Origin of the sequence: Pseudomonas sp. PAMC 25886, assembly GCF_000242655.1 — a bacterium.
Classification (GTDB): Bacteria; Pseudomonadota; Gammaproteobacteria; order Pseudomonadales; family Pseudomonadaceae; genus Aquipseudomonas.
The window spans coordinates 1-14,304 of the sequence record NZ_AHHC01000052.1; the positions used below are offsets into that span (position 1 = coordinate 1).

Consider the following 14,304-nt stretch of genomic DNA (forward strand, 5'->3'; position numbering starts at 1 on the left):
CCATTTGACGTGGCTGCCGCCCGTGGCTTCCTGACGGTCGACCAGCAGCAAGGCTTTGTCTGCCAACGCGTGAGCCAGGCCGGACTTGGCAATCGCGACCGCGAAAGCGCCGAGCAGCGCGTAAGACAGCGCCACCGTCGCACCGCCACCCAGGCCACTGTTGAACGCCTTGAGCGTTGCATCGATGCCGAGGCCGCCAGTCAGGCCACCCACCAGTGCACCGACAATGATCGCGATCACCACATGCACGCGGGACAGGCTGAGCACCAGCATGGTGCCGACCGCGGCGATTACTGCATTAATCATCGTTACCTCAAGACAGAAAACATAAAAAAAGCACGCACCTGCCCGGGCTGCTGTCGGGGACAGCTGCCGCAAATCAGGTTTTAAAGGAGTTTTATTAGAGGGCGCGCACTTTGCAGCAGGCAGGCAAGCATGTCAAAGCCCCTCACCCCACAAACAGCTTTTAAATTGAACGTTTGAATAAAGAAAAATCCTGACCGGCCGATACAGGCAGATCGTCTCTGTCGTATCGAAAGGTTAAGGAAGGCTCCATGTCGCTCAGACAGCTGTCCATTCAATGGAAAATTACCCTGCTGGCCGGTCTCTGCCTGTTGGGCATCGTGACCTTGCTGGTGGGTCTGTCGCTGTACCGCATGGCGCAGAGTTCCGATCTGGTGAAGGCCTCCAGCATGGAAATGCTCGACGAAGCCGCCCAGGCCCGCATCGAAGCCCAGGGTGAAGTCCAGGCCTTGGGGATTCGCCAGCAGTTCATGGACGCCTATCAATACGGCCACGGCTTTTCCCGGCAGGTGCTGTTCCTGCGCGAACAGGCCGAGAAACGCTTCCTGGATGCCTTCGACCTGCGCGAAGACCTGACTCGCCAGGTCAAAGCCGCGCTGCAAGCCAACCCGGACCTACTGGGCCTGTCCCTGGTGTTCGAAGCCAACGCACTGGATGGCAAGGACGAGTTGTTCGCCAACCAGCCAGAGCTGGGCAGCAACGACAAGGGCCGCTTTGCGCTGTACTGGTCCCAGCCGACCGCAGGCAAACTGACCTCAATGTCATTGCCCGAAAGCGACATGTCCGACACCAGCATCGGACCCAGCGGCGAAAAAGCCAACGCTTGGTTCACGTGCCCGCGCACCTCCCTAAAACCCTGCGTGATCGAGCCGTACTTCTATGTCATCGACGGGCAAAAGGTGCTGATGACCAGCATCGTGTTCCCGCTGATGGTCAACGGCAAAGTCATCGCGTCGCTGTCGGTGGACATCAACCTCAACAGCCTGCAGGCGGTCAGCCAGGGCGCCAGCCAGAAACTCTACGACGGTCAGACCAGCGTCAGCATCATCAGCCCGGTGGGCCTGCTGGCCGGCTACAGTCCGGACGCCGGCAAACTCAGCCAGCGCCTGGACACCGTCGACACTGCCAACGGCGCGCAGTTGATCAGTTCGCTGGCGAGCAGCACCCAGACCCGCAGTGTGCGCACCGACCGTCAACTCAAGGTGCTGGCACCGTTCCAGCCAATCCCTGACGGCAAACCGTGGGGCGTTCTGCTGGATGTGCCGGAAAAAGTCCTGGTCGCGCCGGCCGAAGCCCTGAAGGTCAAACTGGACGCCGACAACGCCAAGGGCACCCTGCTGGAACTGAGCCTGGGCCTGTTGGCCGCGATCGTTGGCCTGTTGCTGGTGTGGCTGATGGCCCGCAGCGTGACGCGTCCGATCCTCGGCGTAGCACGCATGCTGGAAGACATTGCCAGCGGCGAAGGCGACCTGACCCGCCGGCTGGCCTACGACAAGCACGACGAACTCGGTGAGTTGGCGGGCTGGTTCAACCGTTTCCTCGACAAGCTGCAACCGATCATTGCCCAGGTCAAACGCTCGGTGCAGGACGCCCGCGGCACCGCCGACCAGTCGGCCGCCATTGCCACCGAAACCAGCGCCGGCATGGAGCAGCAATACCGGCAGGTCGACCAGGTAGCCACCGCCTCCCACGAAATGAGCGCCACCGCCCAGGACGTCGCCCGCAGTGCAGCCCAAGCGGCCCAAGCCGCCCGCGATGCCGATCAGGCCACCCGCGAAGGCTTGACCGTGATCGACCGCACCACCACCAGCATCGGTCATCTGGCGGCCGATATGAGCACCGCGATGACCCAGGTTGAAGGGTTGGCGGCCAATAGCGAGAAGATCGGATCGGTGCTGGAAGTGATTCGTGCGATTGCCGAGCAGACCAACCTGCTGGCGTTGAACGCCGCCATCGAAGCCGCCCGCGCCGGTGAGGCCGGGCGCGGTTTTGCGGTGGTCGCCGACGAAGTGCGCAACCTGGCACGGCGTACCCAGGAGTCGGTGGAGGAAACCCGCCTGGTGATCGAACAATTGCAAAGCGGCACCCAGGACGTGGTCGGTTCCATGAGCAACAGCCACCGACAGGCCCAGGGCAGCGTCGAACAGGTGGGCCAGGCGGTGACCGCTCTGCGCCAGATCGGCGATGCGGTGACGGTGATCAGCGACATGAACCTGCAGATCGCCAGCGCCGCCGAAGAGCAAAGCGCGGTGGCCGAGGAGATCAACAACAATGTGGCGACGATCCGGGATGTGACGGAGTCGTTGTCCGAGCAGGCGAATGAGTCGGCGCGGGTCAGTCAGGCGTTGAACAGCCTGGCGAACCAGCAGCAGGGCCTGATGGATCAGTTCAGGGTTTGATGATACGCCGGAGGTGAAGGAACCCGTTCCTTGACCTCCCGTTTAGTGGCGGCGTGGCAGATCGATTACTACCTTCAGCCCGCCCAGCTCGCTTTCCTGCAACAGCAGCACCCCGCCCCACACGTCGACAATATCCCGCACGATCCCCAGCCCCAAGCCATGGCCGTCAGTCTGCTCATCCAGCCGGGTGCCACGGCTGAACACTTGGTCACGCTGGCTTTCGGGAATTCCCGGCCCGTCATCCTCCACGGCCAACTGAAAGCCTTCCGGGGTTTCGCTGATGCTCAACACAATCTCGGCATCCGCCCATTTGCAGGCGTTGTCCAGCAGGTTGCCCAACAGTTCCAGCAAGTCCTCGCGGTCCCACGGCAACTGCAAGCCTGGGCGTGCGCGGTAACTCAAATCCAGATGCTCGCCATGGATCATGTTCAAGGTCGCCAGCAACCCCGGCAATTCTCCATCGCAGTCAAACAAGGCACCGGGCAGCGTCTCGCCGGCCAAACGGGCACGATTGAGTTCGCGGTTAAGTCGTTGCTGCACCTGCTCCAACTGTTCGCGCAGCAGCTTGCTGAGCTGTGGATGATCCTTGAGCTGCTCGCTGGACGCCACACTCAGCAATACCGCCAACGGGGTTTTCAAGGCATGGCCGAGGTTGCCCAGGGCGTTGCGTGAGCGTTTGAGGCTGTCTTCGGTGTGGGCCAGCAAATGGTTGATCTGCGCCACCAGCGGTTCCAGTTCCACCGGTACCTGGGTGTCCAGTTGCGAGCGCTGGCCTTGTTGCAGTTGGGCGATCTGGTTGCGCGCGGTCTCCAGCGGGCGTAACGCGCGGCGCACGGTGACGCGTTGCAGAATCAGGATCAGCAACAGCGCTGCCAGCCCGAGCACCAGGCCAATCTGGCGCATGAGGCGAAAGCTTTCCCTGACCGGGGTGTAGTCCTGGGCCACGCTGATGGAAATCGATTGGCCGAAGCGCTTGTAGTCGGAACGCAACACCAGCAGTTGCTGGCCTTCCGGGCCCAATTGCAGGTTGCCCTTGAGCCCGGCCTGGGGCAGTTGCGGCAGTTCCTGGTCCCATAACGAGCGCGAACGCCAGTGAGTGTCACCAAAGTCGATCCGGAAATAGTGCCCGGAAAACGGCCGCTGATAGGCCGGTGACAGCCGCTGCTCATCCAGTTGAACCCCTGTGGGCCCGCGCACCAGCGCCACCAGCAGGTTCTCGCTGTCGTTGCGCAAGCCGGATTCCAGGTACCGTTGCAGGCCCACTTCAAACAGCCACAGGCTGGTCTGCGCCAACACCAGGCCGACGATCACCATCACGCTGATCAATCCCAGGCTCAGGCGCCGCTGGATCGACCTCATGCCGGGCTGGCGCCAAACCGGTAACCCTGGCCGCGCCGGGTCTCGATCACACTGCGGCCCAACTTGCGGCGCAGGTGATTGACGTGGACTTCCAGCACATTGGAATCACGCTCGGTCTCGCCGTCGTACAAGTGTTCGGCCAAGTGGCTTTTTGAAAGGATTTGCTCGGGGCGCAGCATGAAGTAACGCAACAACCGAAACTCGGCGGCGGTCAGCTGGATCTCCTCGCCGTCACGCATCACGCACTGGCGCCCTTCATCCAGGTGCAAGCCGGCGGCCTGCAAGGTGGGCTGATTGGCCTGGCCATGGGAACGGCGCAGCAAGGCCTGGATACGCAGGTGCAGCTCTTCGGGATGAAACGGTTTGCTCAGGTAATCGTCGGCCCCGGCCTTGAGCCCTTCGATGCGCTCGGCCCAGGAGTCGCGGGCCGTGAGGATCAGCACCGGCGTGGCCAGGCCAGCGGCACGCCATTGCGTCAACACCTCAAGCCCGGGCAACCCCGGCAGCCCGAGGTCGAGAATGATCAGGTCATAGGGTTCGCTGCGCCCCTGATACACCGCATCGCGCCCGTCCGCCAGCCAGTCCACGGCATACCCCTGGCGATTGAGCCCGGCCATCAGCTCATCGGCCAGGGGTACGTGGTCTTCCACCAGGAGCAGGCGCATCAGTCGTCTTCCTTGTCTTTGAGCAGCTGGCCGGTGTTGGCGTCGAGTTCGATCTCGCGCACCACGCCTTCCACCGTCAACAGTTCGATTTCATAGATATAGCGCACAGGACGATCCTTGTGCTCTTCAAGCTCGGCGTCGAGCAACTTGGCGCCCGGGTAACGCTCGAACGCGGGCCCCAGCAGGTGCTCGAGCGGCGCGATCACGCCCTTCTGGCGCAGGCGCAACGCTTCGTCCTGGCCCAGGTCCCGAGCGGCCAGGCTTGAGCAAAATGCCAGGAGCACCAGCGCCACTTGAACGCTGGTGCGTAGATTTACCTTCATTACGTATCCTGATGATCCTTGAGGACGGCCCCGGTGACAGCGTCCAATTCCAGGTCCCACTCAACGCCCTGGGCGTCGCGCAGTTCAACCTGATACAGGTACTTGCCGTATTCCTCTTCAAGCTCGGTTTCATGCACGGTGGCGCCGGGATGTTTGGCCAGTGCAATGGCATTGAGCTTCTCGAAAGACACAATGGTACCAGCGTCACGCAACTTCAGTGCCTCGTCCGGCCCCAGGTCGCGAGCCTGGGCGACGCCTGCGGTGAGGGCGATGATACTGCTGGCGATCAAGGCTGTGAGGGTTTTCATGGTGAGTCTCCGTTTCAGGATATTTTGCCTACGGGGCTCACCGTACTGGATCCAACTTAACTGAAACTGAATTGCCACCATGGCATTTCTCTGCGAGACCTTTGCCTGCAACCGGGCAAGATTTTCTATACTGCCCTGCTCGCTGTCGATGAGACCGGTATGACTGCTATCCATATGAAGTTCCCCGCCTTGACCCTCAAGGCCGGTAAACGCGCTTTCGCACGCATTCGCGAGCAGGGGCTTGCGCCTGCGGACGTGGGCATCCTTCCCGGCGCCGCGGGTGGCCCAAAAGCCCTGGGCATCCAGGGCCTGGACTTGGCGCTGTTCGGTGACTGGCTGCCCCGCGCGCCCCGGGAACGCGCACTGATCGGCGCCTCGATCGGCTCCTGGCGGTTTGCCAGTGCCTGCCTGCCCGACCCGGTGCAAGGCCTGCTCGACCTGGGCCGGCTGTACAACGAACAAACTTTCGCCAAAGGCGTGACGATGGCCGAAGTCAGCCAGAGCTGCGTGCGCATGCTCGATGACCTGCTGGCCGGCCGCGATGCCCGCGTGCTCGACAACCCGAACTATCGGCTGAACATCATGGTGGTCAAAAGCCACGGCCTGCTCGCCGACGATCATCGCGGCCGTCTTGGTTTGGGACTGTCCTCGGTGATCGCCGACAACCTGCGGGGCCGCGCGCGATTGTCCCGGCACTTCGAACGGCTGATCGTCCACGACCCACGCCAGGCGCCACCGCTGCATGCCCTCAAGGATTTCCCCTCGCGCTTCCTCAATCTGGAACTGGGCAACCTGCGCCAGGCGCTGCTGGCGTCCGGCTCGATCCCCATGGTGATGCAAGGCGTGCGTGACCTGCCGGGCGCCGGTGCAGGCACTTACCGCGATGGCGGCCTGCTGGACTACCACCTCGACCTGCCCTATCACGGCGATGACATTGTGCTGTACCCGCACTTCACCGACCGGGTCATCCCCGGCTGGTTCGACAAAGGCTTGCCGTGGCGCCGTGCCAATCAACAGGGCCTGCAGGATGTACTGCTGCTGGCGCCGTCGAAGGAATACCTGGCCCGCCTGCCCCACGGCAAACTGCCAGACCGGAGTGACTTCAAGCGCTTCATGGGCGATGACCCGGGCCGCAACAAGTACTGGCAAACCGCAATGAGCGAAAGCCAGCGGCTGGGGGATGAATTCCTGCAGCTGGCGGATAACGGGCAATTGGGCGAACGCCTGCTGGCTCTCTGATCAAGCGGTATGCGCGGCGAGGGATCAAGCTGTTAAACTCGCCGCCTGCCAGACACCTGACCGAGCTGAAAAATACTGTGGAAATCTTCAAGGAATTTACATTCGAATCCGCCCACCGCCTGCCCCACGTGCCCGAAGGCCACAAGTGCGGGCGCCTGCATGGCCATTCGTTCAAGGTGGCGATCCACCTCAGCGGCGACCTCGACCCGCATACCGGCTGGATCCGTGACTTCTCGGAGATCAAGGCGATTTTCAAGCCGCTCTACGAACGCCTCGACCACAACTACCTCAACGACATCCCTGGTCTTGAGAACCCGACCAGCGAAGTGCTGGCCAAGTGGATCTGGAATGAATTGAAACCGTTGTTGCCGGAACTCAGCGCGATTCGCATCCATGAGACCTGCACCAGTGGCTGCATTTATCGCGGCGAATGAGCCGGTGATGTAGAAAAACCACTGTGGCGAGGGGGCTTGTGCCCTCGCCACAAGTGATTTCTGGAGGCCCACAGCGATGCCACCCCTTATCCGCCCCGCCACCGTTGACGATATCGCCGCCATCGAGGCCATCGTCCACGCCGCCTACTCCCCTTATATCGAACGCATCGGGCGCAAGCCGGGGCCGATGCTGGATGATTATCGCCAACAGGTCGCTGCTGCACGGGTGCACGTGTTGGAAAATGCGGGCCAGGTGCACGGCTTTGTCGTACTGATCCATAACGACGAGTACCTGCTGCTGGATAACCTCGCCGTCGATCCCGACGCCCAGGGTCTGGGTTACGGGCGCCTATTGCTGGAATTCACGGAACGCCAGGCCAGGCAAGGTGCCATCCGCCTCTATACCAATGAAGCGATGACTGAAAACATCGTGCTGTACACCCGCAAAGGCTATGTGGAAACCCACCGCGCCGAAGAAAACGGCCTGCGTCGGGTTTACATGCAAAAAGACCTCACCGCCTCTGACTGAAGGAGCTCCCATGGAAAACACCTGGCTGGCCCAGGCCAAGCGCCTGCAAGCATTGGCCTCCACGGGGCTGCACTTCTGCACCGATGACTTCGAGCGCGAGCGCCTTGAGGAAATCGCCCAGATCGCCCACAGCATGCTGGCGCAGTTGGGCGACGTGCCGCTGGAGCGTATCACCGGGCTGGTGCCGGACTTTGCCAAGCGCTATTCGACACCAATGATTGATGTACGGGGTGCGGTGATTGACGGTGACCGGATCCTGTTGGTGCGTGAGTTGACGGATGGTTGCTGGGCGTTGCCCGGGGGCTATGCGGACATTGGTCTGTCGGCGGCTGAAAACATCATCAAGGAAATCCGCGAAGAGGCCGGGCTGACGGTCACCGCGCGGGCGCTGTACAGCGTCACCCACAAAGCCAAAGGTTTGTACCGTCCCGATATCCGGGACTTCTACAAACTCTATTTTCTGTGCGAGCGGGTTGATCACGTGGCGCCGGCAGCCGGTTTCGAAACCACGGAAGTCGGCTTCTTCAGGCTCGATGACCTGCCGCCACTCTCCCGTGGCCGCACCATTGAAAGCGACCTTGAGGCCGCCTTTGCGTTTCATCGCGGCGAGACCCCCTACACCCTCTTCGATTGAATAACGGGTGATCCAATTTGTATCACCCCTGCACCGCTTTCGCGCCTGATTGGGCAGAAAGACCAATCCCGCCTGCGCGTTCTCCCTGTTTGGCTATAAATACTGTGCAACCTGCACAGTGCTGACCGTGCGCCCGTCACTGCCTGGCAGTTGGCACGACGGGTGCAATAGGCCTGCGTCACTCATTCAGGGAGAAAGGCATATGACGCAGAACGAACCGGGCAATGACTACCCTCTCAGCGAGGTGCCCATGCATGCCCGCAAAGGCCTGGCCTCCACCGCCATGGTGCTGCTGGGCTTTACCTTTTTTACCGCCACCATGTTCGCCGGCGGCAAATTGGGAGTGGCCTTCAGCTTCACCCAAATGCTCGGCGTCGTGGCCCTGGGTAACCTGTTGTTGGGTATCTACGCCGCAGGGCTGGGTTACATCGCGTTCAAGAGCGGTTTGAATTCAGTTCTGATGGGGCGCTTCTGCTTTGGCGAAGTGGGCAGCAAGCTGAGCGACTTGATCCTCGGCTTCACCCAGATCGGCTGGTACGCCTGGGGCACGGCCACCGCAGCGGTGGTGCTGGGCAAGTACTTCGAGTTGAGCCAAGGCAGCGTCCTGGGGTTGATGGTGCTGTTCGGCATGGTGTTCTGCGCGACGGCCTACGTGGGGTATCGCGGGCTGGAGATTCTGTCCTACATCGCCGTGCCGGCCATGGGCATTTTGCTGTTTCTGTCGATGTGGGTGGCCACCGTCAAGGTCGGCGGGCTCGATGGACTGCTGGCGGTGGTGCCGACCGGTGAGCTGGATCTGTCCACCGCCATCACCCTGGTGTTTGGCACCTTTGTCAGCGGCGCGACCCAGGCCACCAACTGGACGCGGTTCTCACGCTCGGCCAAGGTCGCGGTGCTGGCCAGCCTGATCGGCTTCTTTATCGGCAACGGCCTGATGGTACTGATCGGGGCCTACGGCGCCATCGTCTACCAGCAACCGGACGTAGTCGAAGTGTTGCTGCTGCAAGGTTTTGCCATGGCCGCCATGGCCATGCTGCTCCTGAACATCTGGAGCACCCAGGACAACACCATCTATAACTTCGCCGTCGCCGGCTGCAACCTGCTGCGCACCAAACGCCGCAAAACGGTGACCCTGGCCGGCGCGGTGATCGGTACGCTGCTGGCATTGCTGGGCATGTACGACATGCTCGTGCCCTACCTGATCCTGCTGGGCACGGTGATTCCGCCGATTGGCGGGGTGATCATGGCAGACTTCTTCTATCGCTATCGCGGCCACTACCCGCGCCTGGCCGAGACGCGCCTGCCGGCATTCAACTGGCCTGGGCTGATCGCCTACGCCGTGGGCACGGTGCTGGCCTTTCACTCCCCGTGGGTGGCGCCGTTGGTGGGGATTGTGGCTGCGTCACTGACCTACATCGTATTGACCAGCGTGCTACGGGTACGGGCCCCCTTGGCTGACGTGCGGGCATGAGCCTGACCATCGCCGATGTGCTGGCCTTGCCCGGGCTGGAGTCGATGTGCCTGCGGGCCGGGGAAGCCGGCCTCGAAAACGCGGTGCGTTGGCCCTACGTCGCAGAAAACAGCGGCATCGCCGAATGGGTGTTGGGCGGCGAACTGGTGTTCGTCACCGGCATCAATCACCCACGGGATGAGGCCAACCTGCTGGTGTTGCTGGACGAAGCCTGTCAACGCCAGGTCGCCGGCCTGGTGATCCTCACGGGGCCGGACTATATCCAGGCAATTCCCCAACGTTTGCTGGAAGCCGCGCAAGAGGCGGGTATGCCGCTGATCGAGCAGCCGTACTCGCTGAAGATGGTGCTGGTGACCCAGGCCATCGGCTCGGCGTTGATCCAGTCGCAACAGCTGGGGCGTTCGCGGCATGATGTATTGGAACGCCTGCTGGCCGGTGATTATCAATCCCTGGATTTGCTGCTGCACCGTGCCGCACAGCTGGGCATGCCGTTGGCCGGGCAGTGGCAGCTTGTCCAGCTGCAACTGGACGGCAGCGATGCATTGTTTGCCCAAGGTGAGGCGCCGGTGGTCGAGGCGCAGCTTGCGCGGCAACACGATGGGATTACCCGTCGCTTGCGCCAGTTTTCTGCACAGCATCCGTCGCGTTTGCCCGTGCTGGGGCGTGCCGGACAGTGGACAATGCTGATGCCCGCGATGGACGCGAGTGCGGCATTGGCCAACCGCCAGTTGTTGGCGGGCTGGTTGAAAGCGCTGAACCTGCGCCTGGCACCGTTGAAACTGTTTGTCGGCCTGAGTGCAGCCGCGCACCCGCCCGCTCGCCTGGCCCAGGCCGTGGATGAAGCGCGCCAGGCACTGGCGGCTGCGCGACGGTTCAGTGAGCGCGCCGGGCTGTGTGTCTACGATGAGCTGGGTGTGCTCAAGTTGCTCAGCGGCGTACGTGATCGCGCCCTGCTCGACCAGTTTCTGAACGAACGCCTCGGGCCGCTGTTGCGCCACGACCAGCACCATGGCCCAAGCCTGATGCCAACCCTGGAGGCCTGGTTCCACGAGAATGGTAACCTTGTGGCCGCCGCCCAGCGACTGGCGGTTCACCGCAACACCCTGACGCACCGCGTCCAGCGCATCGAAGCCCTGTGCGGGCTGACGCTGGATAATTCTTATGATCGCCTGGACATCGGCATTGCGCTGATGATCTGGCGGCTGTCTGCCTGATTGTTTTTTGCCAAGAGGAACTTGCCCATGCACATCATCAACGCCCGCCTGCGCAACCGTGAAGGCCTGCATGATCTGCACCTGGAACACGGCCGGATCGCCAGCATCACCCCACAAGCCACCGCCCCCGTAGCGGGGCCCGACGATCTGGATGCCGCCGGCAACCTGGTGGTGCCGCCCTTCGTTGAACCACACATTCACCTCGACGCCACCCTGACAGCCGGCGAACCGCGCTGGAACATGAGCGGCACACTGTTTGAAGGCATCGAGTGCTGGGGCGAACGCAAGGCCACCATCACCCTGGAAGACACCAAGACCCGCGCCAGAAAAACCATCCAGACCCTGGCGGCCCATGGCATCCAGCACGTGCGCACCCATGTCGACGTCACCGACCCGGACCTCACCGCGCTCAAGGCCATGCTCGAAGTGCGCGAGGAAAGCACCCACCTGATCGACCTGCAAATCGTCGCGTTTCCCCAGGAAGGCATCGAGTCCTACCGCAATGGCCGCGAGCTGATGGAAGAAGCCATCCGTTTGGGCGCCGACGTGATCGGCGGTATCCCGCACTTTGAATACACCCGCGACCAAGGGGTGAGTTCGGTGAAATTCCTGATGAACCTGGCCGAGCGCACCGGTTGCCTGGTGGACGTGCACTGCGATGAAACCGACGACCCCCATTCGCGCTTTCTCGAAGTGCTGGCCGAAGAAGCCCGCAGCCGCGACATGGGTGCCCGCGTGACCGCCAGCCACACCACGGCCATGGGCTCTTACGACAATGCCTACTGCGCCAAACTCTTCCGCCTGCTGGGGCATTCGGGCATCAGCTTTGTCTCCTGCCCCACCGAAAGCATTCACTTGCAGGGCCGCTTCGACACTTTCCCGAAACGCCGGGGCGTGACCCGGGTGAACGAACTGCTGGAGGCCGGCATGAACGTGTGCTTCGGCCAGGACTCCATCGTCGACCCTTGGTACCCCCTGGGTAACGGCAACATCCTGCGGGTGCTGGAAGCCGGGTTGCATATCTGCCACATGCTTGGCTATCGCAACCTGCAAAGCGCACTGGACCTGGTCACCGACAACAGCGCCAAGGCCATGGCCCTGGGGGATCGTTACGGCCTGGAACCGGGACGTCCGGCGAACCTGTTGATCCTGTCGGCGGACAGCGACTATGAAGTGATTCGCAGCCAGGGATTGCCGTTGTATTCGATTCGGGGAGGCAAGGTACTGATGAAGCGCCGGCCTGCGCAGGTGGAGTTTTTGTAGGCTCACGTGATTGAGTCGATATCAAGGGTCTGCGGCTTTCCCCAGCCGTCATCCGGTGGTGGCGGGATACTCGCCACCTGGTTGAGTTCGCGGTTTTTCGGGTGGGTGAACCAGCGTTTCAGGCTGGTTTGCAGGGTTGGGGATGAGGCGTGGCTGCCGTAGACGTCGCGGGCCTGGAGGCGGCGCCAGCGGAGGGTTTCCAAACGGTCGCGACTGTCTTTCAGCCGATCGATTTCCTGACTCAAGGGCTCGTGGTGTTCGTAGCCACGCTGGTTGGCTGGACGGTGCAGATCCAGTTTTTTTCGCTGCTCCCGCAACTGGTGCTGCATGGTGAACAGGGCTTTGTCGATCAGTTCAAATTCACGGGAAGTCACGAGGGTGCCATGGGTATCGAGGGTTTGCTGCCAACGGCGCAACGTGGCCCAAGCAGCGGGGATGTAGCCGACGACCATGGAGTGATGACCATTCTGAACAAGCTGTTTGATCAGGTTGGCGCGATCCGGCATATCGCCATTGAGCCGCAATGCGCGCTTGCAAGCTGCGTCCTCAATGGATTCACAGCCGGGGGTCCACAAGACGGAGGACTGGGTACCGTCCGGTAGCAGGATCGGCATGAAGTGCTGCTGCGCGCCGTGGTGCTGGTAAGGGTTGCTGGTCAGGCGTACCAGGCCCAAGGCAAACAGCAGGCCCCCGGGTGCAGGGTTGCTGAACAGCACCACGGCGCCAGGTATCCAGATTTTGGCGGTGGTGTTCATCCAGGGTGCAGGGACACTCGGGACAGGGTCGTTGTGGTTGACTATGCGGTGATGCACCAGAGCCGAGGCCCCGTCGGTGAATTCGGAGTCGCCAGCTCGGGGCGCGCCGTAGGTGTAGAGAAGGATGTTGTAGCGGACATCATTTGTTCGACGTAGCCCCTCCGCCAGCAACAAGGCAATCGCACCGCCGAGGCTGTGTCCACAAATCACAATGCGCTGCCCGGTATAGAATTGATCCAGGTAACGCCGAACAAAATCATGCATGGCTTGATAAGCCTGATAAAAGCCTTCATGAGCCTTGCCGACACCATCAACAAACGCCACCTGATGGGCATTCGCATCCCGCAGTATGTCGACTCCGCTGGCCGTGCCCCTTATAGAAATAAGGATCACTTCATCGTGATGGCTGATAAATGCTTGGGTGTCAGTGCCATGCTGTTCGTCGTCGAAAAAGTGCAGGCGTGCAGGGTGTTCCTGTTCAGCCCCTAACTCACTGCGATTTTGCTGATACAACTCAGGGTCGAAGGGCAAAATTTCGAAACGCCGGGAATAAGGCACGTCTTCACATAACGGATAAAAGTGTTGTACTTGCTCAGCATCGACCTTCCACGGTTCCTGATAGCCCGACAGTCTGTCGGCAAAGAAATGACCAACGCTGGGATCCCGTGGAAAGCAGACTTGGTCGACGGGTTTAGCTGGTGGTTCTTGACCAAAATCGCAATAGCTTAACGTGGACATCAGTGCCAACTGATAGAGGTTCAAGGCACAGAACTGGTCTTCGGTAGACAGCATAGGGCGCAGTGCCCGCAGCGGGCGAACCTCAAGCACTGTGTGCCGGTTGGGAAATAAAACGACGCCAACCAGCGGGGACTGGGGTGGCCCGAATCCCAGGTCAGCGATCATTTTTAATGCATGTCGCGGGGGCTGATGAGTACGGGATGCCACGGGGGGCAAGTGAGCAGCGTGTCGGACCAGGTCACGTACTTCGACCTGATAGAAGTGCTCCGCCTGGGTATTCGTAAGACTTCGTTCAACACGTTGACCGTCGGGGCGGAAAAAACGGGTTTGTTCTGCACGAACCTGGAGCTCGGTGACGGGCAGCTTATAAGCCAGACGCGTCATCAGCTCGGTGTATGCTTTTTCCAAACCAGAGTAGCGCTCATCTAACTTAACAACGACCGGACCACAGTAAAAATCATCTCGCTTGGCGAAGCCCTCGCCATCCAAGCGACCGGAATACTCGCGCCCAGCGCTATCATAAAATGTGTAAGGCAGACCGCCATATGCCTTTCCGTCCCCGTACTCATCTACTAAGCAAAAGCTTGCCCAATGCCCTCGCAATGAACAAGCAGGTGCGTTGTCGCTAAAATACGGTTGCTTCCATGCATCCTGTTTCATGATTTAGCCC

At 61.3% G+C, this 14,304-nt stretch carries 13 protein-coding genes and 2 pseudogenes; 9 read left to right on the forward strand and 6 right to left on the reverse strand.

What is annotated here, in order from left to right; translation table 11 throughout:
• Positions 1 to 306 (reverse strand): annotated as a pseudogene (locus tag MUM_RS01000000132620) (sodium:proton antiporter); the annotation flags it as partial.
• A 1,391-nt stretch (positions 307 to 1,697) separates the two neighbouring features.
• Here MUM_RS01000000132620 and MUM_RS1000000135060 point away from each other — a divergent pair.
• A pseudogene (locus MUM_RS1000000135060) lies at positions 1,698 to 1,844 on the forward strand (HAMP domain-containing protein); the annotation flags it as partial.
• Positions 1,845 to 1,946: 102 nt separating this feature from the next.
• Complete coding sequence (locus tag MUM_RS1000000135065; protein WP_442962347.1) at positions 1,947 to 2,702, forward strand: methyl-accepting chemotaxis protein; 756 nt, start codon at positions 1,947 to 1,949, stop codon at positions 2,700 to 2,702.
• 42 nt (positions 2,703 to 2,744) lie between these two features.
• Here the strand turns inward: MUM_RS1000000135065 and MUM_RS0118710 are convergent, their stop codons facing one another.
• From MUM_RS0118710 to MUM_RS0118725, 4 genes are read right to left on the reverse strand one after another with little or no spacing between them, the layout of a single operon-like run.
• Positions 2,745 to 4,061: a sensor histidine kinase gene (locus MUM_RS0118710; protein ID WP_010172779.1), complete on the reverse strand. Its 1,317-nt coding sequence runs from the start codon at positions 4,059 to 4,061 to the stop codon at positions 2,745 to 2,747.
• Complete coding sequence (locus MUM_RS0118715) at positions 4,058 to 4,726, reverse strand: response regulator transcription factor (RefSeq protein ID WP_010172781.1); 669 nt, start codon at positions 4,724 to 4,726, stop codon at positions 4,058 to 4,060. Before MUM_RS0118715 ends, MUM_RS0118710 begins: the two co-directional genes overlap by 4 nt.
• On the reverse strand, positions 4,726 to 5,049 hold the full coding sequence (locus MUM_RS0118720) for a PepSY domain-containing protein (RefSeq protein WP_010172783.1): 324 nt from the start codon (positions 5,047 to 5,049) through the stop codon (positions 4,726 to 4,728). Before MUM_RS0118720 ends, MUM_RS0118715 begins: the two co-directional genes overlap by 1 nt.
• Positions 5,049 to 5,357, reverse strand: coding sequence for a PepSY domain-containing protein (locus tag MUM_RS0118725; RefSeq protein WP_008432789.1), 309 nt, complete (start codon positions 5,355 to 5,357; stop codon positions 5,049 to 5,051). The genes MUM_RS0118720 and MUM_RS0118725 overlap by 1 nt, the downstream gene beginning before the upstream one ends.
• Before the next feature lie 159 nt (positions 5,358 to 5,516).
• Between MUM_RS0118725 and MUM_RS0118730 the strand changes: the two genes are divergently transcribed.
• The 7 genes from MUM_RS0118730 (at position 5,517) to codA (ending at position 12,141) form a co-directional block, all read left to right on the forward strand.
• Positions 5,517 to 6,596, forward strand: coding sequence for a hypothetical protein (locus MUM_RS0118730; RefSeq protein ID WP_010172787.1), 1,080 nt, complete (start codon positions 5,517 to 5,519; stop codon positions 6,594 to 6,596).
• Positions 6,597 to 6,673: 77 nt separating this feature from the next.
• A complete protein-coding gene (gene queD, locus MUM_RS0118735) occupies positions 6,674 to 7,030 on the forward strand; it encodes a 6-carboxytetrahydropterin synthase QueD (RefSeq protein ID WP_003190259.1) in 357 nt (118 codons plus the stop codon).
• Positions 7,031 to 7,106: 76 nt separating this feature from the next.
• Complete coding sequence (locus MUM_RS0118740) at positions 7,107 to 7,559, forward strand: GNAT family N-acetyltransferase (protein ID WP_010172796.1); 453 nt, start codon at positions 7,107 to 7,109, stop codon at positions 7,557 to 7,559.
• A gap of 10 nt (positions 7,560 to 7,569) precedes the next feature.
• The gene (locus MUM_RS0118745; protein WP_010172798.1) at positions 7,570 to 8,193 is read left to right on the forward strand and encodes an NUDIX hydrolase; all 624 of its coding nucleotides are present in this window, start codon (positions 7,570 to 7,572) and stop codon (positions 8,191 to 8,193) included.
• A 202-nt stretch (positions 8,194 to 8,395) separates the two neighbouring features.
• Complete coding sequence (gene codB, locus MUM_RS0118750; RefSeq protein ID WP_010172800.1) at positions 8,396 to 9,664, forward strand: cytosine permease; 1,269 nt, start codon at positions 8,396 to 8,398, stop codon at positions 9,662 to 9,664.
• Positions 9,661 to 10,878 (forward strand): PucR family transcriptional regulator, encoded by a 1,218-nt coding sequence (locus MUM_RS0118755; RefSeq protein ID WP_010172802.1) that lies wholly within the window; start codon positions 9,661 to 9,663, stop codon positions 10,876 to 10,878. Before codB ends, MUM_RS0118755 begins: the two co-directional genes overlap by 4 nt.
• Positions 10,879 to 10,905: 27 nt before the next feature.
• Complete coding sequence (gene codA, locus MUM_RS0118760; protein ID WP_010172804.1) at positions 10,906 to 12,141, forward strand: cytosine deaminase; 1,236 nt, start codon at positions 10,906 to 10,908, stop codon at positions 12,139 to 12,141.
• A 2-nt stretch (positions 12,142 to 12,143) separates the two neighbouring features.
• Here the strand turns inward: codA and MUM_RS0118765 are convergent, their stop codons facing one another.
• A complete protein-coding gene (locus tag MUM_RS0118765) occupies positions 12,144 to 14,294 on the reverse strand; it encodes a lipase family protein (RefSeq protein WP_029615991.1) in 2,151 nt (716 codons plus the stop codon).
• Between the last annotated feature and the right edge of the window lie 10 nt (positions 14,295 to 14,304).

Excerpts from the sequence above, each read along its gene's own strand:
- MUM_RS1000000135065 (WP_442962347.1), top strand. The coding sequence starts at position 1,947 with ATGGAGCAGCAATACCGGCAGGTCGACCAGGTAGCCACCGCCTCCCAC.
- MUM_RS0118710 (WP_010172779.1), bottom strand. The coding sequence starts at position 4,061 with ATGAGGTCGATCCAGCGGCGCCTGAGCCTGGGATTGATCAGCGTGATG.
- MUM_RS0118715 (WP_010172781.1), bottom strand. The coding sequence starts at position 4,726 with ATGCGCCTGCTCCTGGTGGAAGACCACGTACCCCTGGCCGATGAGCTG.
- MUM_RS0118720 (WP_010172783.1), bottom strand. The coding sequence starts at position 5,049 with ATGAAGGTAAATCTACGCACCAGCGTTCAAGTGGCGCTGGTGCTCCTG.
- MUM_RS0118725 (WP_008432789.1), bottom strand. The coding sequence starts at position 5,357 with ATGAAAACCCTCACAGCCTTGATCGCCAGCAGTATCATCGCCCTCACC.
- MUM_RS0118730 (WP_010172787.1), top strand. The coding sequence starts at position 5,517 with ATGACTGCTATCCATATGAAGTTCCCCGCCTTGACCCTCAAGGCCGGT.
- MUM_RS0118740 (WP_010172796.1), top strand. The coding sequence starts at position 7,107 with ATGCCACCCCTTATCCGCCCCGCCACCGTTGACGATATCGCCGCCATC.
- MUM_RS0118745 (WP_010172798.1), top strand. The coding sequence starts at position 7,570 with ATGGAAAACACCTGGCTGGCCCAGGCCAAGCGCCTGCAAGCATTGGCC.
- codB (WP_010172800.1), top strand. The coding sequence starts at position 8,396 with ATGACGCAGAACGAACCGGGCAATGACTACCCTCTCAGCGAGGTGCCC.
- MUM_RS0118755 (WP_010172802.1), top strand. The coding sequence starts at position 9,661 with ATGAGCCTGACCATCGCCGATGTGCTGGCCTTGCCCGGGCTGGAGTCG.
- codA (WP_010172804.1), top strand. The coding sequence starts at position 10,906 with ATGCACATCATCAACGCCCGCCTGCGCAACCGTGAAGGCCTGCATGAT.
- MUM_RS0118765 (WP_029615991.1), bottom strand. The coding sequence starts at position 14,294 with ATGAAACAGGATGCATGGAAGCAACCGTATTTTAGCGACAACGCACCT.